This window comes from Brevundimonas sp. FG8 (assembly GCF_057808845.1).
In genome coordinates this window covers 295,599-320,004 of the sequence record NZ_JBMDIU010000002.1, presented here as the reverse complement: position 1 = coordinate 320,004, position 24,406 = coordinate 295,599, and the positions used below count along the sequence as shown (strand labels likewise).

Sequence of the window (24,406 nt, the reverse complement as noted above, 5' to 3'; positions counted from 1 at the left end):
ATTGAGCCCGTCAGGGCTCAGTGCACGTGCACCCGGTGGCGGTGGCGGCCGCCGGTGAACAGCGTCTTGATGAAGAAGAAGACGGCGATGACGATCGCATAGCCCAGGAATAGGGCCAGCACGGTCATCCAGAAGCTCAGGGTCAGCAGCGGCGGCAGAGTCAGCGATGCACCGTCCAGCACCGGGCGGATCACCCCGATCAGGATGTGCACGAAGGCCGCGCCCAGCGCGGTCGCCCACAGACGGCTCCACGCCGGCATGACCAGAGCCGCGATCACCGCGATCAGCAGACCCATGACCTGATTGACGCCGTCGAACCCGCCCTGCGCCAGACCGAAGAGACCGGACAGGAAGGCGGTGATTGAATCGATGAGGGACTCCATACCGAAGGTCTCCGTCTGCATACGGCCAAGCCTGGCCCGTTCGCAGGGTTAACGCCGGTCTCGCGGAATCGCTCCCGAAGGCCGGATCAGCGCCCCGTGGAGCCGAAACCGCCCGCCCCGCGCATCGTCTGGTCCAGCGCCTCAACCTCGATCATGGTCGCCTGCTCGTGGCGGGCGATGACCATCTGGGCGATGCGCTCGCCGCGCTGGATCACGAAGGGCTCCTGACCGTGGTTGATCAGGATGACCCCGACCTCGCCGCGATAGTCGCTGTCGACCGTGCCGGGGGAGTTCAGGCAGGTGATCCCGTGCTTCAACGCCAAGCCCGAACGGGGCCGCACCTGGGCCTCATAGCCCGGCTCCAGCGCGATCTTCAGGCCGGTCTTAACCAGCGCCCGAGCCCCCGGGGCGAGCGTCAGGGGCTCCCCCTCCGGCAGGGCCGCGCGCAGATCCATCCCCGCCGAACCGGTGGTCTCATAGGCCGGAAGCGGCAGGCCCTCGGCGTGCGGCAGGCGTTCGACGCGGACGGTCGTCATGGGCGCGGGTCTTTCTGGCTCAGGCCTTGAAATGGTCAGCAATCTTGGCCGCCAGCTTGCGGGCCACCTCGGTCTTGGACTGGCGCGGCCAGACGTCGGCGCCGCCGTCCTTCGTGAACAGGGTGACCGCATTGCCGTCGGCGCCGAAGACGTCGTCCGACACGTCGTTGCCGACGATCCAGTCGCAGCCCTTGCGGGACAGTTTGGCGCGGGCGTTGGCCTCAAGGTCCGAGGTCTCGGCGGCGAAGCCGACGACCAGCTTCGGACGCGCCTTACCGGGCTTGGAGACGCCGGCCAGAATGTCCGGGTTCTCGATCAGGGCCAGAGACGGCGGGCCGCCGGGAGCCTTCTTGATCTTGCCGGACGCGACGCCGTCAACGCGCCAGTCGGCGACGGCGGCGCTCATCACCGCGATGTCGGCGGGCAGATGCTTCTGGACCTCGGCCTGCATCTCGCGCGCGCTCTCGACCCAGATGCGCGTAACGCCGACGGGGGCGTCGATAGCGACAGGGCCTGATACGAGGGTCACCTCGGCGCCCAGTTCGGCCAGAGCCGTGGCGATGGCGTAGCCCTGCTTGCCGCTGGAGCGGTTTGTCAGGCCCCGAACAGGGTCGATGGGCTCGAAGGTCGGACCGGCGGTCACAACGGCCCTGCGGCCCGCCAGAGGGCGCCCATCGGGACCAGCCAGCAGACCCTGAATGGCCGACAGGATGGCGGCGGGCTCGGCCATGCGGCCCGGTCCGAACTCGCCACACGCCATTTCGCCCTCATCCGGGCCGACGACGGCGACACCGTGGAAGCCGTCAAAGCCCTTCAGGCGCGCCACGTTGGCCTGCACCGCCGGGTGCAGCCACATGCGCACATTCATGGCCGGGGCCAGCAGCACCTTCTTGTCGGTGGCCAGCAGGGTGGTCGACGCCAGATCGTCGGCGAAGCCATTCGCCGCCTTGGCGATCAGGCCCGCCGTCGCCGGCGCCACCACCACCAGATCGGCCCAGCGCGACAGCTCGATATGGCCCATGGCCGTCTCGTCCTCGGGCATGAACAGGGCCTGCCGCACCGGATGGCCGGTCAGGGCCGCCAGCGACATGGGGGTGACGAACTCGGCCCCCGCCGATGTGAGCAGGCTCATCACCTCGGCGCCCGACTTCTTCAGAAGGCGCACGAGCTCCAGCGCCTTGTAGGCGGCGATGCCGCCGCCGACGATGAGCAGGACCTTGCGTCCGGACAGCGATGCCGTGGTCATCCCCTTGATCTAGCGGCGCCGTCCACCGCCGTCGAGTGACGCTTCAGCGAAAGAGAACATTGCAAGAACTGTTAACCTGTGGTTAGGCTTGTTTCCGGTGGGTTTCAACGTAGGAGGGTGCGATGCGCAGAACGACGATGATCGTGGCCGTGGGGGCCGCATTGGTGGTGGGATCGGCGGGACTGGCCGGTTGCGGGGACGGGGGCTCGGCGGTCGAGACCCGGGACCGGGCGGCGGAGGGCGCGGCGGCGACGCTGACCTCCGCCGAAGGCCCGATGGAGGCTGTTGAAGCGCCGGTCGAAAAGGCCCGCCCGGTTTTGACCGCCAACCGACGCGAGACGGTGGACGCCAAGGTGGCGCGACTGTTCGAACGCAACGGCGCGGATTTCGGCGCGCGCACGGCCGAGGACTATCTGACCAGGGTGCAGGCCTTCACCAGCCGGCCGCCGGCGGACGTGGATCGGGCTGAGCGCCCCAACGGCGATGTGCTGCTGTATCAGGCCTCGACAAACACCTTCGCGGTCGTCTCGCGCGACGGCGTGGCCAAGACCATGTTCAAGCCACGTGACGGCGCCGCCTACTGGGCTGAGCAGAAGGCGGCGGCCCCCGACTTTGGTCGGCGGCGGTCAACGGGCAACGAGGGCGGCGGTTGAAGGCGACGAGGACCTCAGTCCTCGTCGGTCTCCTTGCGGTCGGCCATATCACGGATCAGCTCAAGCGCCAGCTTTTGCTGCCGGGTCGACAGCTGCGGCGCCAGACGGCCGATCTCGATCGTGTAGCGGGTCGCCGGGAAGTCGTGCTCGAATGCGGTTTCGCCTTCGGCCATACCGGCCAGCTGGGCGCCGGTCAGACCTTCGAAGAAGTAGCCGATGTCCACCTTGAAGAACCGCGCGATGTCCCAGAGCTTCGAAGCCGAGATGCGGTTAGCGCCCTTCTCGTACTTTTGAATCTGCTGGAAAGTCAGACCCAGGGCGCGACCGAGATCGCTCTGGTTATAGCCGAGGGCCAGCCTCTTCTCGCAGACACGCCGGCCAACATGCCGGTCCACGGGATGAGGACCATCCTCGCCCTTGCCTCTCGCCATAGTCATATGCCTTTTGGAAGTCGATAATCGGCCAAGCCTGAATGCGCCGCCAGCGGGGCTGTGTCACCAAAAAACGCAGAAATCAGGGCGGCCACAGACGGTTAGTTGCCCGTAAGGCGCCGTCTTTCCCGCTGGGCGGGAATCCTTTCGCAAGCGCAGTGACCGATAGGGGAATCACCCTTAGGGAACAACGGTCTTGGAACGAATCAGCCGACGCCACGGAGCCGTGACAAGCAATCCGCCGAGAACAGCCAGCCAGAACAACAGGTCCCCGACACGGCCGTACAGGGTCACACCGGTCGGCGCCGGAAGGCGGGCGTCAATGACGCCGCTCTCGCCCGGGTCCAGTCTCTGGCCGTCAATCACACGCCCCCAGGGGTCGATCATCGCCGACACGCCGGTCGGGGTCGAGCGGACCACGGGCAAGCCGGTCTCGATGGCGCGATAGCTGGCCAGATTCAGGTGCTGGACCGGCCCTGACGTCCGCCCGAACCAGGCGTCATTCGAGATGTTGACGATCCAGCCGGGCCGCCCCGCCGCGCCGGGCGTGAATCCCGGGTAGAGGCTTTCGTAGCAGATCAGCGGCTGGGCCCGCGGGACGCCGGGAATGTCTATGGGCGCAGGCTTCGGTCCATGGCTGAAGTCCAGCGGCATATGGGTCAGGGCGCGAACACCCAGGGCGCTCATCACCCCGCCAGCGGGCAGGTACTCGCCGAACGGCACCAGCCGGTATTTGTCATAGACAGCGGACACCCGCAGCCCCTCGCCGCCCTGATCCGTCAGGGCGAACAGGCTGTTGAAATAGCGCGCCCCTTCCCGCGCCGACGGATCGGCCTCGCCTCGCCCGAGACCCAGGATCAGGCTCTGACCCGGCTGGACCGCCCGGGCGATGGCCAGGGCCTCGGGCGCGCCGGGCGCGAAGACATCGTTGGCCGAGGCCGGCAGGGCCCCTTCCGGCCAGATGATCAGATCGGGGGTCACCGCGCCGGGACGGGCCGTCAGGTTCACATAGCGGTCGACAATCCCCTGATAGGCCTCGGGCGTCCATTTGGTCGCCTGGGACACGTCGGCCTGAACGATGCGCACCACCGTCGGGGTCAACTCCAGCCGGGCCGACGAGAGGCGCGCCGCGCCGCCGATCATCAGCACCGCGAAGGTCAGGGCGCCCAGAACCGCCGTGACGATCCGGGCCTTCCGCGACCCGGCGTTCAGCAGCGGGCCGAAGGCGGCGGCGGCGGCCACGGTGACGAAGCTGAGGCCATAGACCCCCGCCAGGGCGGCGAACTGCGACGCCGCTGATCCCGCCCTCCAGCTGGCCCCGGCCGGGTTCCAGGGGAAACCGGTCAGCACATGCCCCCGCAGCCATTCCAGAAGGCAGAACAGGGCGGCGAACAGCAGAACGCGGGTCATGCCGAACGGCAGGAAGCGGCGATACAGGGCCGTCGCCGTTCCCCAGAACAGGGCCAGACCGATCGGCAGGGCGGAGGCGGCGAAGGGCGCCATCCACGCCTGCGCCGGGTTGACCAGAAACGCCTCGGCCACCCACCAGCAGCTGATGAAGAAGTAGGCGAACCCGGCCAGCCAGCCCATCCAGAAGGCGCCGCGCACCGTTGTGGAGCGCTCCGACAGGAACATCAGCAGGGCGTAACCCAGAAGGCCGGGCAGGATGCCGAACGGCGGATGGGCCAGCGCCGCCGCCGCGCCGGCGGCCAACGCCAGACCGATGCGGCCAAAACGCAGGATCAACCGCGCGCGGGGGCTGTCGGCGTCAGGCGTCGTCGGGAGAATGCTCATCCACCGTGTATGGGTCGGCGACGCCCAGACTGGCAAGGATGGATCGCTCCTCGGCCTCCATCTCCTCCGCCTCGGCGTCGTCCTCGTGGTCGCGGCCCAGCAGGTGCAGGACGCCGTGGACGGTCAGATGCGACAGGTGATCCGACAGGGTCTTGCCCTGTTCGACCGCCTCCCGCGCACAGACGCCGTAGGCCAAGGTCAGATCGCCCAGATGCGGAAAGGCGCTCCCGGCCGCAGGAAAGGACAGGACATTGGTCGGCCGGTCGCGGTCGCGGAAACGGGCGTTGATTTCGCGCACGCTCTCATCGTCGGTCAGCAGAACGACGATGTCGCCCTTGATCGTTCCCAGCGCCGCCGAAGCCGCACGGTTCACCACCGCCTCGACCTGCGGCAGGGCGGCGGACCAGGCCTCGTCCTCGACCTCGATCTCGATCACCGGCGCGGCTCTTCCAGATCGGGCGACGGGGCCGCCGCATCGGCGTCATAGGCCCGCACGATGCGCTCGACCATCGCATGCCGGACCACGTCCTGCGCCTCGAACTTCAGAACGCCGACCCCCTGCACCGCGTCCAGAATTCGCAGGGCATGGGGCAGGCCGGAATCCCGGCGGTTCACCAGATCGATCTGCGAGGGGTCGCCGGTGACGACCATCCGCGCGCCCTCGCCCAGACGGGTGAGGACCATCTTCATCTGAAGGCGGGTCAGGTTCTGCGCCTCGTCGACGATGATGAAGGCGTGACTGAGCGTGCGCCCCCGCATGAAGGCGATCGGCGCGGCCTCGATCTCGCCCTTGTCGCGACGGCGACGGACGTCGTCGGGACCGAGGATGTCGTTCAGCGCTTCCCATATGGGGGCCAGATAGGGATCGACCTTCTCGTTCAGATCGCCGGGCAGGAAGCCGAGCTTCTCCCCTGCCTCCACCGCCGGGCGGGTGATGACCAGCCGGTCCACCTGTCCGCGCCGCAGCAGGGAGGCGCCGTAGGCGGCCGCGAGGAAGGTCTTGCCCGTCCCCGCCGGACCGACCCCGAAGGTCAGCTCGCAGCGGGACAGAAGCTCCAGATAGCGGGCCTGGGCCGCCGTCTTGGGCGCGATGGCGCCACGCCGACCAACCGGCAGGGCCACGGCGTCGGGCGCGACCGAGCCCTGACCGGCGCGCGGCTGGGCCACGGCGGCGCCCAGCGCGGTCCGGACGTCGGCCTCGGTGATCTCCACACCCTGATCGGCGCGGTCGGCCAGGACCTCGATGACCCGCTTGGCCTGGGCGCGGTCCCGCGCCGAGCCGTTGATGGAGACCCCGCCGCCGGGCGTTTCGACCAGCACCTTGAAGCGGTCCTCGATCAGGGCGATGTGCCGGCTGTTCGGACCGATGACCGCGTGAAGGGCTTCATCGCCCAAAGCCAGAAATTCACTCTCTCTCGCCACTAGGCCGCTTTCTTCAGAAGTGTGCCGCTGAGGGACTTCAGGCCGCCGCTCTCGATCTTCACCGGAACGATCTGGCCGATCAGTTGATCCGCGACGCCGTCAACATACACCGGCTGAAGCCAGGGCGAGCGGCCGGTGACGTGGCCGTCGAACTTGCCCGGACGCTCGAACAGGACCGGGATGGTCATGCCCGCGCGGGACTCGTTGAAGGCGGTCTGCTGTTCGAACAGCAGGGCCTGCAGCGCCTGCAGCCGTTCGCGCGAGACCTCGGCGGGGACCTGCGCCCCCATGGTCGAGGCGGGCGTGCCGGGACGCGGCGAGTACATGAACGAGAAGGCAGAGGCGTAGGTCACCCGTCGGACCAGATCCATCGTGTCCTCGAAGTCCCGGTCGCTCTCGCCCGGGAAGCCGACGATGAAGTCGCCGGACATCGCCATGTCGGGCCGGGCCTCGCGGATGCGCTCGATGAGGTCGAAATACTTCTGACGACCGTGCTTTCGGTTCATCAGCCGCAGGATGCGGTCCGAGCCGGACTGCACCGGCAGGTGAAGCCAGGGCATCAGGACGTCCAGATCGCGGTGCGCCTGGATCAGATCGTCCGACATGTCGTTTGGATGACTGGTCGTATAGCGAATGCGGTCCAGCCCCGGCACCTCGGCCAGCAGATAAGCCAGACGGGCCAGCGTCGACGGCTTCCCGTCCAGCCCCTCGCCGTCATAGGCGTTGACGTTCTGGCCCAGCAGGGTGACCTCGCGCACGCCCTTGGCCGCCAGTTCGCGGGCCTCGGACAGGATGGCCGCCACCGGGCGCGACCACTCGGCGCCGCGGGTGTAGGGCACCACGCAGAAGGTGCAGAATTTGTCGCAGCCCTCCTGCACGGTCAGGAAGGCGGTGAAGCCCTCGACGCCGCGTTCGACGGGCAGGGCGTCGAACTTTTCGTCCGGGGCGAAGTCGGCGCCGATCCGCTCGCCGCGCGCGCGGGCGGTGCGGGTCAGCAGTTCCGGCAGCTGGTGATAGGCCTGCGGGCCGACCACCAGATCGACCGCCGGCTGACGCTTCATGATCTCCTCGCCCTCAGCCTGGGCGACACAGCCCGCCACGGCGATGGTCATGGCGCCGTTTTTGGCGTCCTTCAGCTCGCGCATCTTGCCGAGCTCGGAATAGACCTTCTCGGCCGCCTTCTCGCGAATGTGGCAGGTGTTCAGGATGACGAAGTCGGCGGTCTCGGCGCTGTCCGTCTGGGCATAGCCCAGCGGGCGCAGCACATCGGCCATGCGCTCCGAGTCATAGACGTTCATCTGGCAGCCGTAGGTCTTGATGAACAGGCGCTTGGGCGCGGCCTGCTTCCCCGACGGCGGGACGAGGGTATCGGTCATGGACGGGCTTTTACCGCCCGACGCGCCTTCCAGCTAGCCGATATCCGCCGGATCGACCCGGGCGGCGTGACGGGTGAAGATCAGGCCTTCGCGGTTCGACGGCTCGGCGCCCTCGATGGGCGTGCCGTACAGTTCCAGCTTGTGGCCGATCAGCTTGAAGCCGAGGCGTTCGGCGATCTCGGTCTTCAGGCGCTCGATCTCGGCGTCGAAGAACTCGATGACCTCGCCCGACTTGGTGTCGATCAGGTGGTCGTGGTGATCGTCGCCGGCCTCTTCATAGCGGCTGCGGCCGTCGCCGAAGTCGTGCTTCTCGACCACGCCGGCTTCCTCGAACAGGCGGACGGTGCGGTAGACGGTGGCGATTGAGATGTGCGGGTCGATGGCCGAGGCCCGGCGGTACAGCTCCTCCACATCCGGGTGGTCAGCGGCGGCGGAGAGCACCCGCGCGATCACGCGACGTTGCTCGGTCATGCGCATGCCGCGGTCGGCGCAGAGTTTTTCGATCCGGTCCATGGCGCAGGAGAATAGGCGGCGTCGGCGCTCTAGGGAAGCCGCCCCGGCAAGTTCAGCGCGAGAAGCAGGGCGTCGACATGCGAACCGTCCGGACGCGCATAATAGCGGGGCCGACGACCGGCCTCGGTGAAGCCCGTGCGGGCGTACAGGGCGCGGGCGGCGATGTTGTCTTCCGCCACCTCGAGGAAGACCCGATCCGCCCCGGCGAGGGCGGCGGCGGCGGCGCCCTCGGCGACCAGACGGGTCCCCTCCCCGCCCCTGCGCGCCTCGGGCCGGACCGCCAGAGTCAGGATTTCCGCCTCATCGGCAACGGCCCGCATCAGGATGAAGCCGTGGTCCTGCTCCACCGCGAAGACGCCCGGCTGGTCCAGCAGGGCGGCGAAGGCGGCGGCGTCCCACGGGGCGTCGAAGGCGGTGGCGTGCAGGGCCGCGAGCCGCTCCGCCTGTCCCTCCGGCGCGCCGGTCACGCGGACGCCGCCCGGGGCTGACCTCGGGGCTGGCCCGGCAAGCGGGTCGGCGGCGTGGCGTCGGGCGCCCGAAGATACAGGGGCGACGGCGGCGCCTGATCGGGGCGGGCGGCGGCGGTCAGACGCGCCAGCGCCTCGGGAGAGGCGCCGGGCAGGTCCGTCACGATCAGGCCGGACGCGGCCGCCGCCAACAGCGCGGCGCCTGTCCCGACGAGGGTGGCGCCGGCGCCGAGGGCGGCCACCCGCTCGGCCGCCTGCTCCAGAGACAGGGCCTCGGGCGGACCGTCCGCCGCGCCGTCGCGCCAGAACCGGGCGTAGACCTGCCCCCGACGGGCGTCGATCAGGGCGACCGTCGTCGGTCCGTCCACGGAGGCGGCGAGCGCATCGAGGGTGGAAACCCCGACCACCGGACGATGCAGGGCGGCGCCCAGTCCCTGGGCGAAGGCCAGGCCGACCCGCAGGCCGGTGAAAGAGCCCGGCCCCACGGTCACGCCGATCCGGTCGACGGCGTCGAACCCGCCCGCCTCGGCGACGGCGTCGCGGGCGAGGCCGCCCAGTCGTTCGGAGTGGCCCTTGGCCATGGCTTCGGAGCGCAGGCCGAGCGGGCGCGCAGTCCCGTTCTCAACCTCGAAAACACCGGCGGTGCACAGGCCGAGCGCCGTATCAATCACCAGAACCTTCATGCGCGACCTTCCCCGGGCGCGCCGCACAGGACCGGGTTCAGGGTGCGGGCGCCAGCGCCGTTACAATCCGGGCCAGAGCCTGCCGCAAGCCCTTGTCGGGAATACGCGGGAAGGCCATCGCCACGGCGCGCCCGTCGGCCGTGCTGCCCAGCGCGCGCAGCATGTCCGCCTCGCCCGCCGCGGCGCCCTCGATCGCCGGGAAGAAGGCGTCCACCGAGGCGCCCAGCACCACCGCCGTCCGATGCAGGCGCGAGGCGGAGATGCGGTTCTGGCCGGTCTCGTATTTCTGTACCTGCTGGAAGCTGACGCCGATGCGCTGGGCCAGCGCGGCCTGCGAGAGACCGAGCGCCGAGCGCCGAAGGCTGATGCGGGCGCCCACATAGGCGTCGATATGATCCGGGGCGGCGGCGCGGGCCATGGCGGCTCTCCTGTTCGATACCGAACAGTTTCACAAACACCCCAAGGTTGCAACAAAAGAGTTTCATCAGAGATCCAGCCGGGCGACGACAGCGGAGACGGCCCTGATCCGCGCGCGTGGCAACCGTTCCTCGACGGACAGACCGCCGGGGCCGCCGCGAACGATCAGATCCTCCCCCTCGGACCGGTCGTAGATCCGGATCAGACGGGCGCCGTTCGCGAGGTCGATCACACAGCCCTGATCCCGGCGCGGCCAGCGACCGGGGGCGTACTCCAGCGTCACGCCGGATGCGGCCCAGGGGGCGAGATCATCGGTGGAGAGCTGGAGACGGCGAAGGCCGGTCGGTGCGGCAGCCGCGAAATCCCGGCCCACGCTCTCCAGACCGTCAGGCGTGGACGGCGGCGGGGCGGACGCATCGGACAGCAGCAGGGCCAGGGCCTCCGGGGTCGCATCGACCGCGCCGGTCAGGCGGCGCTGGACATCAGGGCGGAACAGGCCGGGGCGTTTGCCCGCCTCATACAGGCCCCAGCCCTGACTGGTCATGCCGACCCGGGCGCCCGCCTCGGCCTGGCTCAACCCGCGCGCGCGACGCAGGGCGGCAAGCGCTTCGCCAAGACGCAGGGCGTCACTGTCACTCTCAAACCGGGGCATGATGTCTTATGGCCCGCGTCGGTCGGCAGGGCGAACGAAATCGTTTCAAGTTCCAGACCGGCGCGCGGACCAAACCGCGCTCAAGCAGCGAGCGACCGCGTCGCGAGCGGTAGCGCCCTTAAATGACCTGTTCGACGGCGGTCACTTCGGGAACGTAGTGCTTCATCATCTGCTCGACCCCGGCCTTGAGGGTGGCGGAGGACGACGGGCAGCCGGCGCAGGCGCCGCGCATGCGCAGGGACAGGACCCCGGTCTCCGCGTTGAAGGCGTCGAACAGGATGTCGCCGCCGTCCTGGGCCACCGCCGGGCGGATGCGGCTGTCCAGCAGCGACTTGATCTCGGCGACGATCTCGGTGTCCTCGCCGTCCGGGTCGGCGCTGTCGAACGTCCCGCCGCGGAACAGGGGTGCGCCGGAGACGAAGTGATCCATGATGGCCGCCAGGATCGGGGCCTTCATCTGGTTCCACTCCAGCCCCTGGGCGTCGCGGGTCACGGAGATGTAGTCGTAGCCGAAGAAGACCGAGGTCACGCCATCCAGTTCGAACAGGGCCTCGGCCAGCGGCGAGGCGGCGGCCTCGTCGATGTTGACGAAGTCGCGGGGATCCTCCGACACGTCCCGTCCCGGCAGGAACTTCAGGACGTTGGGGTTCGGCGTCGGTTCGGTCTGGATGAACATGAGGGGTAAGTGCGCTTCCGGCCCCGCCCATTCAAGAGCCGCAGGGCAACGAGAGGGTGAGGGGGCTCAAGCAGCGATCCGCCGCGCGGCGAGCGTTGGCCCCGAGATCATGCCAGGTCCTCGATGTCCTGTTCGGTCAGGGCGCCGGGGACGATGGTGACGGGAAGCTTGCGACCCGTGAAGGCGGCGCCCTGTTTGACCACGGCGGCGACCAGCGGGCCGGGGCCGCGACTGCCCTCCCCCGCCGCCAGCACCAGAATCTTGATGTCGTTGTCTTCCCCGACGACCTTGCGGATGCAGCCCTGCGGCTCCCCGCGCTCGATCAGCAGGATGGGGGTCGAGCCGGAGCGTTCGGCGGCCTCCCCGGCCCAGCGGTTCAGTTCGGCCTCGGCCTCGGCGCGAGTCTGGCGCTCGATCTCCTCGCGCACGCCGGCCCAGTGGGCGTCGGATGCGGCGGGCGGGATGACGCGCAACAGCACGACATGGCCGCCCGTTGAGCGGGCCCGGCGCGAGGCATAACGCAAGGCGCCCTCGAACTCGGGGCTGTCGTCCACGACGACGAGAAACTTCCTGGGCATGGTTCGCCCTCCCTCAGCCGACAACGTCTAGCAGATCAGGTCGCGGACCGCGAAACGGCCCCTGCCGCCCACCGGAGCCGATGAGTCCGCCATGTCCGGGCCGGACTCCGCAACCTGTTGAATTTACTCAACCGGACTCATCAAAAACACCGGACATATCGGACATAGCCGCCTCGGCGCCCTGCTGTCGGCTGTCACAGTCCGGAGCATGACACGCCGGTACGTCAAAATTGGACGTACCGGCGCATCAGCAGCCTCCTCGAGGCGTCAGCGGGCCGAGGACGCGATCTCGCGGATCGAAGCGTTGGCGATGGTCAGCTTGGCGAAGGTCCAGCCCGAGCCCGAGGTCTCGATCTCATCCACCGAGGCCCGGACCGCCTCGACCATGGCCAGACGTGAGCCGATCCAGTCATCGACGGCCTTCTCGGCCGCGGCCTCGCTGGCGCCGACCGCCACGCTGGAAGCCTTGGCCACCGCGCGGGTCAGGATCATCTGCTCACCCATCAGATCCTCGATCATGCGGCGCACGGCCAGACGGTCGAAATGATCCACGGACGGCACGGCGCCCGCCGCCGCGCGCAGGCGGTCGAAGTCGAAGGCCGCGCCGACCTGGTGGTAGAGCATGGCCATGGCCGGTTCCGGCCAGCCCGCCTCACGCGCCAGATCGCCGATGTCGGCGGTGGCGACCAGAGGACGCAGCATGGCGAAGTCGCGGGCCATCTCTTCCGACGCGCCGAGGCCGACGAATTTCTGGACACGGGCTTCCAGACGGCCTTCCTCGAAGCGGCTGAGGACCGCGCCGCCGGCGGCGCGGAGGGCGTCGGCGGCCGGACGGTAGGCCGCGATCAGTCCGTCCACGGTCGCGCCGTCACGGGCCGCCCGGCGGGCCAGCCAGAAGGTCTGGCGGCGCAGCACCGTCGAGATTTCCGTATAGAGCGCCGTCTGGGCCTCGGCCGGGATCTTGCCGTCCAGCGCCGAAACCGCGTTCCACGCCTCGTCGAGGCGGAAGATCTGGCGGGCCGCCTCGAAGGCGATGACCATGGCGCCGGTGTCGCACTGTGCCGACAGGCGCAGACGTTCCGGGAAGGTCGCGCCGCACATGTTGACGATCTCGTTCGACAGGATGGTCGAGATGATCTCGCGCTTCAGCCGGTGGCGCTGCATGTCGGCCTCGAACTTCGCCAGCGGACCGGGGAAGTAGCGCACCAGCGTCTGTTTGAAGAAGGCGTCGTCCGGCGCCGTGGTGGCCACGATCTCGTCAAACAACTCCAGCTTGGAATAGGCGGTCAGGACCGCCAGTTCCGGCCGGGTCAGCGGCGTGCCCGACGCCTTCATCTCGGCCAGACGCTGGTCGTCCGGAAGGCCCTCGACCTTGCGGTCCAGCTTACCCTTGCCGCCCAGCCACTGCATGAAGCGCTGCTGGGAATCCAGCGCGGCCGCGCCTTCGGCCTGTTGCAGGGTCAGCGCGAGGGTCTGGTCGTAGTTATGGACCAGAACCTTGAGGCCGACCTCCTCGGTCATCGAGGCCAGCAGGGCGTTGCGGTCTTCCTGTTTCAGCGCGCCCGAGGCGATGGCCGCCCCGGTGAGGATCTTGATGTTGACCTCGTGGTCGGAGCTGTCGACGCCCGCCGAGTTGTCGATGGCGTCGGTGTTGATGCGACCGCCGCTGCGGGCGAAGGCGATACGGCCCGCCTGGGTCAGGCCCAGGTTGGCGCCTTCGCCGATGACCCTGGCGCGAACCTCGGCGCCGTCGATGCGGATGGCGTCATTGGCCTTGTCCCCGACCTGGGCGTCCGTCTCGTTCGGCGCCTTGATGTAAGTGCCGATGCCGCCGAAGTAGAGCAGCTCGGCCGGAGCTTTGAGGATGGCCTTCATCAGGGCCGCCGGGTCCAGAACGTCGTCCTGGATGTCCAGCGCGGCCTTGATCTCGGGGCTGAGCTGGATCGACTTGGCCGAACGCGAGAAGACCCCGCCGCCTGCCGAAATCTTCGACGTGTCGTAGTCCTGCCAGGACGAGCGCGGCAGTTTGAACATCCGCTCCCGCTCGACCCACGACGAGGCGGGGTCCGGGTTCGGGTCGATGAAGATGTCGCGGTGGTCGAAGGCGGCGACCAGCCTGATCTGCTTCGACAGCAGCATTCCGTTGCCGAACACGTCGCCCGACATGTCGCCGACGCCGACGACTGTGAAGGGCTCGGACTGGATGTCCTTGCCCTCCTCGCGGAAGTGCCGCTTCACGGCCTCCCAGGCGCCGCGGGCGGTGATGCCCATGACCTTGTGGTCGTAGCCGACCGAGCCGCCCGATGCGAAGGCGTCATCCAGCCAGAATCCGTAGGAGGCCGACACGCCGTTGGCGATGTCCGAGAAGGTCGCGGTGCCCTTGTCGGCGGCCACGACCAGATAGGGATCGTCGCCCTCCCAGCGCGTCACGGCGACGGGCGGGACCACCGACCCGTCACGGGCGATGTTGTCGGTCACGTCGAGCAGGCCCGACAGGAAGGTCTTGTAGGCGCGAATAGCCTCGGCCTGCTGGGCGTCGCGGTCGCCGCCCGCGCGGACGATGTCGGCCAGCTTCTTCGGGAAGAAGCCGCCCTTGGAGCCGACCGGTACGATGACGGCGTTCTTGACCTGCTGCGCCTTCACCAGACCCAGAACCTCGGTGCGGAAGTCATCGCGGCGATCCGACCAGCGCAGACCGCCCCGGGCGACCGGACCGAAGCGCAGGTGCACGCCCTCGATATAGGGCGCCCAGACGAAGATTTCGCGGAAGGGCTTGGGCAGGGGCAGGTCGACCAGCTCGCGCGAGGCGATCTTGATCGAGATGTAGGGCTTGGGCTGACCGTCGGCCCCGACCTGATAATAGTTGGTGCGTTTGATCGCCTGAACCAGCAGCGACAGACGGCGCAGGGCCTTGTCGTGGTCGAGGCTCTTCACGTCCTGCAGCAGGTCGTTGATGTGGCCGGCCAGATCGGCGACCACGCTCTCGCGCTCGGCGACGTCGCCGTCGATGTCCGGGCTGAATTTGGCGTCGAACAGGGCCAGGATGGCGCGGGCCACGGCGGGATAGTCGCGCAGGGCCTCTTCCTGAACCGCCTGGGACGGGTCCAGACCCGTTTGCTGGCGATAGCGGGCGAGGGTGCGGATCAGCGCCGCCTCGCGCCAGTTCACGCCGAGCTCCAGCACCAGACGGTTGAAGCCGTCGCTTTCCGTGCGGCCGTTCCAGACGGCGACGAAGGCCGCCTCGAACGGATCGCGGACGGTGGCGAAGTCCAGATCGCCGCCGCGCGGGTCCTCCATCAGGAATTCGTGGACATGGATTTCCGGACCGCCGGCGGGTTTCAGGGCGTAGCCCCATTCCTCAAGCGTCTTCAGCCCCATGTCGGCCAGGATCGGCAGAACATCGGACAGCGGTACGGCCGAGCCCCGGCGGTACAGCTTGAAGCGGAAGTTCAGCGAGCCGTCGCGATCCGTGCGGAAGGCGCGCACGGCCACCGGTTCGCCCTCACCGACCTCGCCGGTCGCGTTCAGGGTGTCGATGGCCCGATAGTCGCGCACCGCCTCGGCGGCGTCATAGCGGTCGCGGTAGGCCGCGCCGAAGGCGTCGGCCCAGCGGGCGCTGACCGGGCCGACCGAGACTTCATCGACATCGGCGGCGCGCAGGGCGCTCTCGAAACGGTCGATCCAGCTGCGGCCGGCCTCGGCCACTTCGGCGTCCAGCGCGGCCTGATCCGGGCACGGATGATCGCCCGGCGTCACGCCGATGATGTAGTGGATGCGGACCAGGGGCTGATCCGAAAGCTGCGGATACCAGGCCGAGATCCGACCGCCCCAGGCGCGGGCGAGAATGGCGCCGATCCGTTCACGGACCGAGGCGTCGAACCGCTCACGCGGGATGAAGGCGAGGATCGAGACGAAGCGGTCGAACGGATCCTTGCGGGTGAAGGTCTTGATCCGCGGGCGGTCGTGCAGGTGCAGGATGCCCAGCGCGATATCGAGCAGTTCGTCCTCGGTGACCTGGAAGAGTTCATCCCGGGGATAGTTGTCGAGGATGTTCTTCAGCCGCTTGTAGCTGTGGGTGCCTTCCAGCTTGCCCGCGCGGGCGAGGGCGTTGGCGACCTTGCGGCGGATCAGCGGCACCTCCGACGCGGCCTTGTCATAGGCCTCGGCGGTGAACAGGCCGACGAAGCGGGTCTCGCCGGACGGGCGGCCGTCGGCGCCGTAGCGCTTCACCCCGACGTAATCCATGTAGGACCGGCGATGGACGCGCGAGCGGACATTGGCCTTGGCCACGGTCACCGGCTCGGACAGGTCCAGCTGACGCTTCATCTGCCGGGTCAGAACCGCCGGCTCCGACGCGCGGCGCAGGACAGTGCGCTCCGGGTCGGCCAGAACGCCCAGACCCTCGCCCGACTGGGAGAGGGGCGCCTCGGCCTCGTAGCCGCCGGCGTCGTCGCGGGGATAGTCGTAGTCGCGGGCGCCCAGGAAGACGAAATGGTCGGCCGCCAGCCAGCGCAGGAAGGCCAGGTTCTCGGCCAGAACCTCGGGATCGACGCCGGGGGGCGAGGCTTCCAGATGGGCGATCGACTTGCCGATCAGCTCATTCATGGCGCCGTGGGCGGTCACCGCCGTGCGGACGTCCGCCAGGGTCTGGGCCAGAGCCTCTCCCAGAACGTCTCGACGCTCCTGCGGCAGGGCGTCCAGGACCACGAGGATGACCGAGATGCGACCCTTCGGCGTCTCGATGATCGGGTGATACATCGAGCGCACGGTGACGCCGGCCTCGGCCAGTTCACCCATCACGCTGTCGACCAGGAAGGGCTTGTCGTTCTGGACGATGCTGAGAACGTCGTAGCCGGTGTTCGCGCCGCGCGCGCCGGTGTGCGGACCGACGCTGATGCGCGCCGGGTCGGCCACGTCGCGCTCCTGAACCGTCTTCCAGACCGCGGCCAGCAGGGCGGCGAGGTCCGCTCCGTCCAGCTCCGGCGTTTCATCGGCGGCGTAGTCTTCCAGAACCTGGGCCAGATAGGACTTTTCGGCGGCGCCCGGCGGATGACCGTTCGCGGCGGCGAAGTTCGCCTCCAGCGCCTCCAGGGTGATCGCCTGAGGGAGCGTGGGGGCGGAGGCGCCGGTCATGGAGAAGTCTCGTATGGCGCGGCCCCGTCGGGCCGCCGGTGATGGACACAGACTAGGCCGGTTGCGCACAGGGGCAAGCCGTCCCGTCAGACGGGGTCACTAGGCCAGCCCGGCGACGGCGGGAACCCCCAAAAGAGACGGCGCCGGCCCCTTTTCGGAGGCCGGCGCCGGTTATCAGTGATCAGTCAGCGGACGGTTCAGAAGCGGACGTTCATACCGATCCGGAAGGCGTGCAACTCCATCTCATCATTGCTGCGCGTGATGTCGGTGCCGGTCGTGTTCGGCGCCAGGATGAACGGATTGGTCACGGGGGTCGTGCCGGTGTTGCCGGCGCGGACGATGTAATCGCCGGGGGTCAGGCTGGTGTAGAGATACTCGCCGGTAACCGACAGATTCGGGGCCAGACGCCACTCCAGACCGGCGCCTGCCTGCCAGCCGTCAGCGTCATCCTCGTCTTCCTGGACGACGAAGCTGTTGGCCGTGTTGGTGGTGCGGAAGCTGTTCTCGATGCCGCCATAGGCCGCGCCGCCGGTGATGTAGACCAGGGCCGGGCCGGTGGCGAAGCCGACACGGGCGCGCAGGGCGGCCATGTCATTCAGCTCGCGCCTGAAGACGTAGTTGGCCGGGGTGCTGCTGAAGCCGGTGACGGTGTCGGTGAGATTGACGGCGCTCCATTCCGCCACGACGCCCGCGACAAACGACCCGAACTGCCAGTCATAGCCCGCGCGGATGGAGCCCTCGACGCCCGTATTGTCGCTGTCGCAGCCGCCGGCCGCTTCGGACGTCAGCGCGCCGCCGCCGCAGAAGCCCGGCGCGAAGGCGTCCGTGGCGCCCGCGGTGGTGACGGTCTCACCGAAGGTTCCGTCCAGATCGCGGTCGAAGATCAGGGTCTCGTCCGACTGTTCCTTGTTGTCGATCCCGCCGCCGTAAATCCCGATGTAGGGGCCGCTCCAGTCCGGGGTGGACTGGGCGAGGGCGGGAGCGGCGACGCCGGTCATCAGCAAGGTCAGGGCGGCGGCGGGGAGAAGATATTTCATAGGGCTCTTCCGGATTGAGAAACGGTTCGGCCCCCGCCGCGGACCATCAATCCGCAAGACCGGCGTCCCGTTCCTCACGCCGACCGGTGACCGGCGGCCTGTGGCCCGAAAGCCGCACCCCATCGTCCGCCGGAGAGACGGCCTGAAACGAACAAGGCCGCCGAACTTGCGTTCGGCGGCCTGCTTTCGGACCAGCGCCCAGGAGGGGGGAGGGTGGCGCTGATCGTTTCAACCGCGGGCTTTGGGGGGAGGGGAGGGCCCGCGGCGACAGTGAGGAGATAGGAGCCGGTTGTGGCCAATCAAGGGCGCCGGCGTGGCTCAATCCGGCTTCGGCTGCGGCGGGTTGACGCGGCCACGCTTGGGCTTTGGCGTCGCCTCGGCCTTTTCGTCCGTCGCGTAGGGCTCTCCATCGCCCGAGAGCAGGATCGCCATCCAGCGCGAGCCCTTGAACTCCGCGAGGATCGCCATGGCCATGACCGCCAGCGGGGTGGACAGGAACATGCCGACCACGCCCCAGACCTTGCCCCAGAAGGCCAGGGCCAGCAGCACGACGACCGGATCGATGTTCTGGTTGTCGCCCTGCATGCGCGGCTGGATGAAGTTGCCGCTGATGAAGAGGATGGCCTGAAGGCCGCCCAGCAGGATCGCCGCCGGCCAGTAGCTCTCGAACTGGACCAGGGCGAACAGGGGCGGTGCCAGACCGGCGATGGCGCCGCCCAGCACCGGAATGAAGCCGACGATGAAGATGACGAAGGTCCAGAACTCGGCGTTCTGGAGCCCGACCACCCGCATCAGGACCCAGGCGGCGGCGCAGATCATGACGCCGGTGACGGTCTGGACCCACAGATAGCCCTCGACCCCGCCGCGAACCCGCTGAAACACCTCCAGAGCCTCGGCGCGGGCCGTGCGGTCCGGGAACATGTTGACCAGCTTGCGCCGGAAGCCGCTCTGCGAGGCCAGCAGGAAGCCCAGGTAGATCATGACGAAGATCGAGCCGGTGACCACGCCCTGCGCCTGACCGGCGATGGTCATCAGATACCCCCGCACATCGATCTGGTTGATCAGGTCGGTGGTGGTCGGCGGATTGCTGACGCCGACGAGGGCCGAACCGTCACGCAGGATCTGGTCGATGCGCGGGCCGATGTTGGCCGACACGCCCGAGGCGTCGGTGAAGAAGCCGTAGGCGCCGTTCACGATGAAGGCGATCGAGGCGAAGAAACCCACGACCACCAGCAAGAGGGCCGCGGTCCCCGCCAGATGCCCCGGCAGACTGGTGCGGTTCTCGATGGTCCGCTTCACCCCGTCGATCATGATCAGAAGGAAGATCGCCATCGCCAGCGGCGTCAGGATGTCGGCCATCCAGTAGACGGCGGCGCCGACGCCGACGACGGCGAGCGCCACGAGGGCATTGCGGGCCACCGCGGAGGTGGGAACGGCGATGGGCGATTTCATGGGCATATGGTCAAGGTCTCGTCAGGGATCGTCAATCGCCCTTGAACCGCGAGGCGCGCGGGTGGAGCATGAGCGCGCCCCCCACTGCGGAGTTCCCATGTCCGACACCGGCGTCTTCCTCGGCCAATCGCCCGACAAGCCCGAAATCCTGCTGTACGGCCGCGCCAACCGGCACGGCGTGGTGGCGGGGGCCACCGGCACCGGCAAGACGGTGACCCTGCAGATCATGGCCCAGGGCTTCTCGGACGCGGGCGTCCCGGTCTTCTGCGCCGATGTGAAGGGCGACCTATCGGGCATCGCCCTGCCCGGATCACCGAACGAAAAGCAGCTGGCCCGCGCCCAGGGCATGGGGCTGACGCTGGACCCCAGGGCCGCCCCGGTCGTGTTCTGGGACCTGTACGGCCAGAAGGGCCATCCCATCCGCACCACCGTCAGCGAGATCGGCCCGCTGCTGCTGGCCCGGATGCTGAACCTGAACGATGTGCAGGAGGGCGTGCTGTCGGTGGTCTTCCACGTCGCGGATCAGGAAGGCCTGCTGCTGCTGGACCTCGACGACCTGCGCGCCATGCTGGTCTATGTGGGCGAGAACGCCGAACGGATCGGGCGCGAGGTGGGCAATGTGGCCCCGGCCTCCATCGCCGCCATCCAGCGCTCCCTGCTGCAGCTGGAGCAACAGGGCGGGGGCGCCTTCTTCGGCGAACCGGCCCTGCGTCTGGAGGACATGCTGCGCACCGGTCTGGATGGCCGGGGACAGGTCAATGTGCTGGACGCGACCAAGCTGATGAACAGCCCGCGTCTGTACGCGGCCTTTCTGCTGTGGCTGCTGTCCGAACTGTTCGAGCAACTGCCCGAGGTCGGCGACCCGGAGAAGCCGCGTCTGGTCTTCTTCTTCGACGAGGCCCACCTGCTGTTCAACGACACCCCGGACGCCCTGCGCGAGAAGGTCGAACAGGTGGTGCGCCTGATCCGGTCCAAGGGCGTGGGCGTCTATTTCGTCACCCAGAACCCGGCCGACATTCCGGACATCGTGCTGGCCCAGCTGGGCAACCGCATCCAGCATGCCCTGCGCGCCTATACCCCGTCCGAGCAGAAGGGGCTGAAGGCCGCCTCGCAGAGCTTCCGGCCCAATCCGGCCTTCGACACGGCGGAATGCATCCAGGGTCTGGGCGTCGGCGAGGCGCTGGTCTCGACGCTGGACGAGAAGGGTGCGCCCAACATCGTCGGCCGCACCGCCATCCGTCCGCCCGACTCGCGGCTGGGACCGGCGACGGACGCCGAACGCGCCCAGATCATGGCCGCCAGCCCGGTGCGGGGCCTGTACGACACCGTCGTGGACCGGGACTCCGCCGCCGAAATCCTCGCCGCCCGCCGGGGCGAGGCGGATCAGGCCGCCGCGGACGCGAGGCTTGCGGAAGCGAAGGCCAAGGCGGACGCCGCCGCCGCGAAGGACGCCGAAAAGGCCGCTGTCGCGCGCGAGAAGGAACAGGCCCGGATGCAGGCCCGATATGAGCGGGAAGCGGCGCGGTCCCGCGCCCCGGCCCGTGCGCCCGCGCGCCGATCGACCCGCGAAACGCCGGTGGAGGCGATGACCAAGTCGGTTCTGAGAACGGCGGGGAGCACGCTTACGCGCGAACTGCTGCGCGGGATTCTGGGCGGGTTGAAGCGGCGGTAAGTCCGCCTAACGCTTGGGCACCAGCCGCCACATCCGGAGCGGATGCCGCACGGCGCCCGCTTCGGCGCCCGCAGCGTCGCCCCGGCCCATGTAGAGGTCGGCGCGGACCGGGCCGCGGATGGCCGAGCCGGTGTCCAGCGCCACGACCAGCCCGCGATAGCTGCCGCGCGCGCCGGCCAGATTACCGCCGTCGGCGCTGATCCAGACCAGATCGCCGTAGCGCCAGTGGGCGGGATCGACCGCGATGGCGCGCCGGGCGGGCAGGGGAACACCCGCCGCGCCGGACGGATCGCCGCCGTCGTCCGGGTCCATGCGGAAGAAGATGTAGCGGGGGTTCAGGGCCATGACCGCCCGGGCCTCGGCCCCCCGATGCGCAGCCAGCCAGCCCCGGATCGCATCGCCCGAGGTTCCGTTTTGCGGAAGCAGGCCCTGCCGGACCATGGGGGTGGCGATGCCGACGAAGGTCTGGCCGTTATCAGCGGCGTAGGACGCCCGCGCCCTGGAGCCGTCCTCGAAGGTCAGATAGCCCGATCCCTGGATCTGCATAAAGAACAGGTCCTCGGCCCGCATCCAGGCGAGCGCGGCGGTGGGCGGCGCGGCCTCGATCTCGGCGCGGGGCGGCAGGGTCTGGCCCCGACGCCAGCCGGCGGGCGCGGCCAGAACCGGCATGTCGAACTCGGCGGTCTGAACCCGGCTGGCCGGGTATTCGGGCGCGAAATAGGAGGTCAGCAGGCCCGCGCGGTCGGCGGTTTCCTGCTCGACCACCGTGAAGCCCGCCTCGAAGAAGGCGCGGGCCATGGAGGGCGTGACCGGACGCGAGGTCTGGCGGATGTGCATGGCCCGGTCGCACTGTGCGCGCAGGGCGGTGTCGCGCGAGACCCGACAGCCGTCGGCGAAGGCGTTGAACGCCGCCAGATGATCTTCCTCGTCCCAGCCGGGCAGGGAGGCCGGGCTGACACCGACCACCGGCTCGGGGCGAGGGTCAGGCCGGGGCTCGGCCGGACGAGGCGGCTGGGGCCGTGTCGGCGCGGAGGGTTCCGACGCTGGCGGGGCGACCGGCGGCCGGGTGGCGCAGGCCGCCAGAAGCGTCACCATAAGGGCGAGAACCGCGCCCCGAATATTCACGGCGCGGTGGGAGGTCACGGTCAGGCCGTCGCCGCCTCGGTTCGCGCCAGCACCCAGTTCGGGTCATTGGCGCCAAGGGTGCGTTCGAAGGTCCATATCTCGGCCACGCGCCGCTCTTCGATCTGTTCCTCCGCCGAGCCGTCGGCGGGCTTCACGCGGCTGCGCAGTTCGGCGAGGAAGCGAACCTTGGCGATGGCCAGATCTTCCTTCGCCGTCGCCAGCTCCAGATCCGCGCGGGCCGGATGCACGAACTCCACCGTCTCGGTCTCGCCCCGCGCCTCACGGGCGGCCATGCCGCCTTCGAAGGACTGCATGACCGTGGAGGTCAGAAGGGGCCTCAGCGCCTCCCGGTCACCGGCGGCATAGGCGCGAACGATGCTTTCGTGCGCGGCGCGCGCGCCTTCGAGGAAGCGGACGGGGTCGAAGGCCGGATCACGGGCCTTCAGACCGGCGATCGCGGCCAGGGTGACGCTGTCCAGAACGCTGCGGCCCGGCTGGCCGGCGGGATCGGCCGGATTGACAGCGGCCGCCGGTTTGGCGCGGGCGTCTTCCTCGGGCTGGCGGCCGACCTTCTTGCCCAGCACATTGTAGAGCTGGAACAGCACAAAGGCCGCAATGACGGCGAAGATGACGATCTGGACCGAAACCGGGGGCACGGGACATCCTTGACTGGCGGCGTGAGAACGACGCGGAACATGACGATTAGGGGCTGATATAGGGCCGCGCAAGGCGAAGCGCCCCCCCGGTTGGGCGAGCGTCGTTGCCGCAGGGGGGCGCGCATGGTAGTCGCGGCGCCTTCCGGGCGTGCGCCCGACCCACATTCCAGACAGAACTTCCACCCATGACCGACGCCGCTCCGCCCGCCGACGCCAACCCCGCCGTGACCGGCGGCCAACCCCAGGGTCCGGGCTTCCGTATCGTCGCCCAGTACGTGAAGGACCTGTCCTTCGAAAACCCGAAGGCGCCGGACAGCCTGCGCATCGACGGCAAGCCGGCCATCGACATGGGCGTGGAAATGAACGCCTCGGGCCGTCAGGACGGCCTGTTCGAGGTTGAGCTGCGCCTGTCGATCAAGGCCTCGACCGACACCATGGCCGTGTTCCACGTCGAGCTGGTCTATGGCGGCCTGTTCGCCCTGCAGGGCGTGTCGGAGCAGGACATCGAACCCATGCTGCTGATCGAATGCCCGCGCTACCTGTTCCCGTTCGCTCGCGAGATCATCGCCCGCGCGACCTCGGACGGCGGCTTCTATCCGCCCTTCATGCTGGACCCGATCGACTTCGCGGCCATCTACGTCGCCCGCCAGCAACAGATCGCCCGCGGCCCGGCCGACACCGGCCAAGCCTGATCCGATACAGGATTTGAGGACGGAGCAGGCTTCGTCCTCAAGCAGCGAGCGACCGCGTCGCGAGCGTTAGGACAAAAGAGAAAAGGCGTCCGTCAGGCGGCGGGCGCCTTTTCCATGTCCAGACCATAACCCTCCCACAGGGTATGGTCCTTGAGCGTGGCCTTGAGGAATTCGAGATGAGCCGCGCGTTCGGCCTCGGTCGAGCGGGCGGCCAGCGGGCGCGGACGCGCGCCGTGGGCGGCGGCCGTCACCGGGCCGGACACCGCCGTCACCCGGGCCGACGACAGATCCAGCCGTCTTTCCTTGCCGCCGCGCAGCTCCAGATAGACCTCGGCCAGCAGGCGGGCGTCGATCAGGGCGCCGTGGAACGTCCGGTCGGCCAGGCTGACCTTGAAGCGTTTGCAAAGGGCGTCCAAGGAGTTGGGCATGCCCGGAAACTTCTTCTGGGCCAGCTGCAGGGTGTCGATCCAGCGATCACCGGGGATCAGCGGGTGGGCGATCCGCGCATATTCAAAGTCGATGAAATTGCGGTCGAACTGCGCGTTGTGGGCGATGACCGGCGCGTCGCCGATGAAGGCGTCCAGTTCCTTGACGATGTCGGCGAACCGGGGGGCGTCCTTGACCTTGTCGTCCGTGATGCCGTGAACGCGGGTCGCGTCCGGCGGGATCAGCCGGTCCGGATTGACAAGGGTGTGATAGGTCCGCCCCGTCGGCAGCAGGTCCATCAGCTCGATACAGCCGACCTCGATCAGCCGGTCGCCCGTCTTCGGGTCGAAGCCGGTGGTTTCCGTATCCAGAACGATCTCGCGCAT

The 24,406-nt window shown here is 68.9% G+C and carries 24 protein-coding genes; 3 read left to right on the top strand and 21 right to left on the bottom strand.

Going from position 1 to position 24,406, the window contains the following annotated elements; genetic code table 11:
- Positions 1 to 17 precede the first annotated feature (17 nt).
- The 3 genes from ACODRV_RS05140 to coaBC form a co-directional block, all read right to left on the bottom strand.
- Positions 18 to 383, bottom strand: a complete 366-nt coding sequence (locus ACODRV_RS05140) for a hypothetical protein (protein WP_488907646.1) — start codon at positions 381 to 383, stop codon at positions 18 to 20.
- An 86-nt stretch (positions 384 to 469) separates the two neighbouring features.
- Positions 470 to 919 (bottom strand): dUTP diphosphatase, encoded by a 450-nt coding sequence (gene dut, locus ACODRV_RS05135; protein WP_141625333.1) that lies wholly within the window; start codon positions 917 to 919, stop codon positions 470 to 472.
- Positions 920 to 938: 19 nt separating this feature from the next.
- Positions 939 to 2,165 carry a bifunctional phosphopantothenoylcysteine decarboxylase/phosphopantothenate--cysteine ligase CoaBC gene (gene coaBC, locus ACODRV_RS05130; protein ID WP_488907645.1) on the bottom strand — a complete coding sequence of 409 codons (1,227 nt, stop codon included), beginning with the start codon at positions 2,163 to 2,165 and terminating at the stop codon, positions 939 to 941.
- Positions 2,166 to 2,287: 122 nt separating this feature from the next.
- Between coaBC and ACODRV_RS05125 the strand changes: the two genes are divergently transcribed.
- Positions 2,288 to 2,818: an S-type pyocin family protein gene (locus ACODRV_RS05125; RefSeq protein WP_488907644.1), complete on the top strand. Its 531-nt coding sequence runs from the start codon at positions 2,288 to 2,290 to the stop codon at positions 2,816 to 2,818.
- 14 nt (positions 2,819 to 2,832) lie between these two features.
- On the opposite strand, the gene ACODRV_RS05120 is transcribed toward ACODRV_RS05125, so the two are convergent.
- From ACODRV_RS05120 to ACODRV_RS05050, 15 genes are all read right to left on the bottom strand, one after another.
- Complete coding sequence (locus ACODRV_RS05120) at positions 2,833 to 3,255, bottom strand: helix-turn-helix domain-containing protein (RefSeq protein ID WP_370450993.1); 423 nt, start codon at positions 3,253 to 3,255, stop codon at positions 2,833 to 2,835.
- Between the two features lie 174 nt (positions 3,256 to 3,429).
- Positions 3,430 to 5,043: an apolipoprotein N-acyltransferase gene (lnt, locus tag ACODRV_RS05115; protein ID WP_488907643.1), complete on the bottom strand. Its 1,614-nt coding sequence runs from the start codon at positions 5,041 to 5,043 to the stop codon at positions 3,430 to 3,432.
- Positions 5,018 to 5,479: an rRNA maturation RNase YbeY gene (gene ybeY, locus ACODRV_RS05110; RefSeq protein WP_141625330.1), complete on the bottom strand. Its 462-nt coding sequence runs from the start codon at positions 5,477 to 5,479 to the stop codon at positions 5,018 to 5,020. Before ybeY ends, lnt begins: the two co-directional genes overlap by 26 nt.
- Entirely contained in the window at positions 5,476 to 6,465 is a 990-nt protein-coding gene (locus tag ACODRV_RS05105) for a PhoH family protein (protein WP_141625329.1), read from the bottom strand. The genes ybeY and ACODRV_RS05105 overlap by 4 nt, the downstream gene beginning before the upstream one ends.
- Positions 6,465 to 7,841, bottom strand: coding sequence for a tRNA (N6-isopentenyl adenosine(37)-C2)-methylthiotransferase MiaB (miaB, locus tag ACODRV_RS05100; RefSeq protein ID WP_488907642.1), 1,377 nt, complete (start codon positions 7,839 to 7,841; stop codon positions 6,465 to 6,467). Before miaB ends, ACODRV_RS05105 begins: the two co-directional genes overlap by 1 nt.
- A gap of 33 nt (positions 7,842 to 7,874) precedes the next feature.
- Positions 7,875 to 8,354, bottom strand: a complete 480-nt coding sequence (locus ACODRV_RS05095; RefSeq protein WP_141625327.1) for a Fur family transcriptional regulator — start codon at positions 8,352 to 8,354, stop codon at positions 7,875 to 7,877.
- A 29-nt stretch (positions 8,355 to 8,383) separates the two neighbouring features.
- On the bottom strand, positions 8,384 to 8,821 hold the full coding sequence (locus ACODRV_RS05090) for a GNAT family N-acetyltransferase (protein ID WP_488907641.1): 438 nt from the start codon (positions 8,819 to 8,821) through the stop codon (positions 8,384 to 8,386).
- Complete coding sequence (gene tsaB, locus ACODRV_RS05085) at positions 8,818 to 9,504, bottom strand: tRNA (adenosine(37)-N6)-threonylcarbamoyltransferase complex dimerization subunit type 1 TsaB (protein ID WP_488907640.1); 687 nt, start codon at positions 9,502 to 9,504, stop codon at positions 8,818 to 8,820. Before tsaB ends, ACODRV_RS05090 begins: the two co-directional genes overlap by 4 nt.
- Positions 9,505 to 9,541: 37 nt before the next feature.
- On the bottom strand, positions 9,542 to 9,922 hold the full coding sequence (locus tag ACODRV_RS05080) for a helix-turn-helix domain-containing protein (RefSeq protein ID WP_488907639.1): 381 nt from the start codon (positions 9,920 to 9,922) through the stop codon (positions 9,542 to 9,544).
- Positions 9,923 to 9,988: 66 nt separating this feature from the next.
- On the bottom strand, positions 9,989 to 10,573 hold the full coding sequence (locus ACODRV_RS05075; protein WP_488907638.1) for a helix-turn-helix domain-containing protein: 585 nt from the start codon (positions 10,571 to 10,573) through the stop codon (positions 9,989 to 9,991).
- Positions 10,574 to 10,691: 118 nt separating this feature from the next.
- The gene (locus tag ACODRV_RS05070; RefSeq protein ID WP_141625322.1) at positions 10,692 to 11,249 is read right to left on the bottom strand and encodes a NifU family protein; all 558 of its coding nucleotides are present in this window, start codon (positions 11,247 to 11,249) and stop codon (positions 10,692 to 10,694) included.
- Between the two features lie 107 nt (positions 11,250 to 11,356).
- On the bottom strand, positions 11,357 to 11,827 hold the full coding sequence (locus ACODRV_RS05065; protein ID WP_488907637.1) for a universal stress protein: 471 nt from the start codon (positions 11,825 to 11,827) through the stop codon (positions 11,357 to 11,359).
- A 267-nt stretch (positions 11,828 to 12,094) separates the two neighbouring features.
- A complete protein-coding gene (locus tag ACODRV_RS05060; RefSeq protein ID WP_488907636.1) occupies positions 12,095 to 16,960 on the bottom strand; it encodes an NAD-glutamate dehydrogenase in 4,866 nt (1,621 codons plus the stop codon).
- Between the two features lie 197 nt (positions 16,961 to 17,157).
- Positions 17,158 to 17,997, bottom strand: coding sequence for an outer membrane protein (locus ACODRV_RS05055; RefSeq protein ID WP_141625319.1), 840 nt, complete (start codon positions 17,995 to 17,997; stop codon positions 17,158 to 17,160).
- A gap of 318 nt (positions 17,998 to 18,315) precedes the next feature.
- Positions 18,316 to 19,455, bottom strand: a complete 1,140-nt coding sequence (locus tag ACODRV_RS05050; RefSeq protein ID WP_488907635.1) for an AI-2E family transporter — start codon at positions 19,453 to 19,455, stop codon at positions 18,316 to 18,318.
- A 91-nt stretch (positions 19,456 to 19,546) separates the two neighbouring features.
- Between ACODRV_RS05050 and ACODRV_RS05045 the strand changes: the two genes are divergently transcribed.
- Complete coding sequence (locus ACODRV_RS05045) at positions 19,547 to 21,121, top strand: helicase HerA-like domain-containing protein (protein ID WP_488907634.1); 1,575 nt, start codon at positions 19,547 to 19,549, stop codon at positions 21,119 to 21,121.
- A gap of 6 nt (positions 21,122 to 21,127) precedes the next feature.
- On the opposite strand, the gene ACODRV_RS05040 is transcribed toward ACODRV_RS05045, so the two are convergent.
- Together ACODRV_RS05040 and timA are read right to left on the bottom strand one after the other, a co-directional pair.
- The gene (locus ACODRV_RS05040) at positions 21,128 to 22,216 is read right to left on the bottom strand and encodes an MltA domain-containing protein (protein ID WP_141628165.1); all 1,089 of its coding nucleotides are present in this window, start codon (positions 22,214 to 22,216) and stop codon (positions 21,128 to 21,130) included.
- A gap of 50 nt (positions 22,217 to 22,266) precedes the next feature.
- Positions 22,267 to 22,902, bottom strand: a complete 636-nt coding sequence (timA, locus tag ACODRV_RS05035; protein WP_240811690.1) for a TIM44-related membrane protein TimA — start codon at positions 22,900 to 22,902, stop codon at positions 22,267 to 22,269.
- A 185-nt stretch (positions 22,903 to 23,087) separates the two neighbouring features.
- Here timA and secB point away from each other — a divergent pair, with 185 nt between their 5' ends.
- Positions 23,088 to 23,594, top strand: coding sequence for a protein-export chaperone SecB (gene secB / locus ACODRV_RS05030; protein ID WP_141625316.1), 507 nt, complete (start codon positions 23,088 to 23,090; stop codon positions 23,592 to 23,594).
- 92 nt (positions 23,595 to 23,686) lie between these two features.
- Here secB and dnaQ read toward each other — a convergent pair whose 3' ends face one another.
- On the bottom strand, positions 23,687 to 24,406 hold the full coding sequence (dnaQ, locus tag ACODRV_RS05025; RefSeq protein ID WP_488907633.1) for a DNA polymerase III subunit epsilon: 720 nt from the start codon (positions 24,404 to 24,406) through the stop codon (positions 23,687 to 23,689).

What these genes read in the sequence shown, in the direction of transcription:
- ACODRV_RS05140 (WP_488907646.1), bottom strand. Translation starts at nt 383, where the DNA reads ATGGAGTCCCTCATCGATTCAATCACCGCCTTCCTGTCCGGTCTCTTC.
- dut (WP_141625333.1), bottom strand. Translation starts at nt 919, where the DNA reads ATGACGACCGTCCGCGTCGAACGCCTGCCGCACGCCGAGGGCCTGCCG.
- coaBC (WP_488907645.1), bottom strand. Translation starts at nt 2,165, where the DNA reads ATGACCACGGCATCGCTGTCCGGACGCAAGGTCCTGCTCATCGTCGGC.
- ACODRV_RS05125 (WP_488907644.1), top strand. Translation starts at nt 2,288, where the DNA reads ATGCGCAGAACGACGATGATCGTGGCCGTGGGGGCCGCATTGGTGGTG.
- ACODRV_RS05120 (WP_370450993.1), bottom strand. Translation starts at nt 3,255, where the DNA reads ATGACTATGGCGAGAGGCAAGGGCGAGGATGGTCCTCATCCCGTGGAC.
- lnt (WP_488907643.1), bottom strand. Translation starts at nt 5,043, where the DNA reads ATGAGCATTCTCCCGACGACGCCTGACGCCGACAGCCCCCGCGCGCGG.
- miaB (WP_488907642.1), bottom strand. Translation starts at nt 7,841, where the DNA reads ATGACCGATACCCTCGTCCCGCCGTCGGGGAAGCAGGCCGCGCCCAAG.
- ACODRV_RS05095 (WP_141625327.1), bottom strand. Translation starts at nt 8,354, where the DNA reads ATGGACCGGATCGAAAAACTCTGCGCCGACCGCGGCATGCGCATGACC.
- tsaB (WP_488907640.1), bottom strand. Translation starts at nt 9,504, where the DNA reads ATGAAGGTTCTGGTGATTGATACGGCGCTCGGCCTGTGCACCGCCGGT.
- ACODRV_RS05080 (WP_488907639.1), bottom strand. Translation starts at nt 9,922, where the DNA reads ATGGCCCGCGCCGCCGCCCCGGATCATATCGACGCCTATGTGGGCGCC.
- ACODRV_RS05075 (WP_488907638.1), bottom strand. Translation starts at nt 10,573, where the DNA reads ATGCCCCGGTTTGAGAGTGACAGTGACGCCCTGCGTCTTGGCGAAGCG.
- ACODRV_RS05070 (WP_141625322.1), bottom strand. Translation starts at nt 11,249, where the DNA reads ATGTTCATCCAGACCGAACCGACGCCGAACCCCAACGTCCTGAAGTTC.
- ACODRV_RS05065 (WP_488907637.1), bottom strand. Translation starts at nt 11,827, where the DNA reads ATGCCCAGGAAGTTTCTCGTCGTCGTGGACGACAGCCCCGAGTTCGAG.
- ACODRV_RS05060 (WP_488907636.1), bottom strand. Translation starts at nt 16,960, where the DNA reads ATGACCGGCGCCTCCGCCCCCACGCTCCCTCAGGCGATCACCCTGGAG.
- ACODRV_RS05055 (WP_141625319.1), bottom strand. Translation starts at nt 17,997, where the DNA reads ATGAAATATCTTCTCCCCGCCGCCGCCCTGACCTTGCTGATGACCGGC.
- ACODRV_RS05050 (WP_488907635.1), bottom strand. Translation starts at nt 19,455, where the DNA reads ATGCCCATGAAATCGCCCATCGCCGTTCCCACCTCCGCGGTGGCCCGC.
- ACODRV_RS05045 (WP_488907634.1), top strand. Translation starts at nt 19,547, where the DNA reads ATGTCCGACACCGGCGTCTTCCTCGGCCAATCGCCCGACAAGCCCGAA.
- ACODRV_RS05040 (WP_141628165.1), bottom strand. Translation starts at nt 22,216, where the DNA reads ATGGTGACGCTTCTGGCGGCCTGCGCCACCCGGCCGCCGGTCGCCCCG.
- secB (WP_141625316.1), top strand. Translation starts at nt 23,088, where the DNA reads ATGACCGACGCCGCTCCGCCCGCCGACGCCAACCCCGCCGTGACCGGC.
- dnaQ (WP_488907633.1), bottom strand. Translation starts at nt 24,406, where the DNA reads ATGCGCGAGATCGTTCTGGATACGGAAACCACCGGCTTCGACCCGAAG.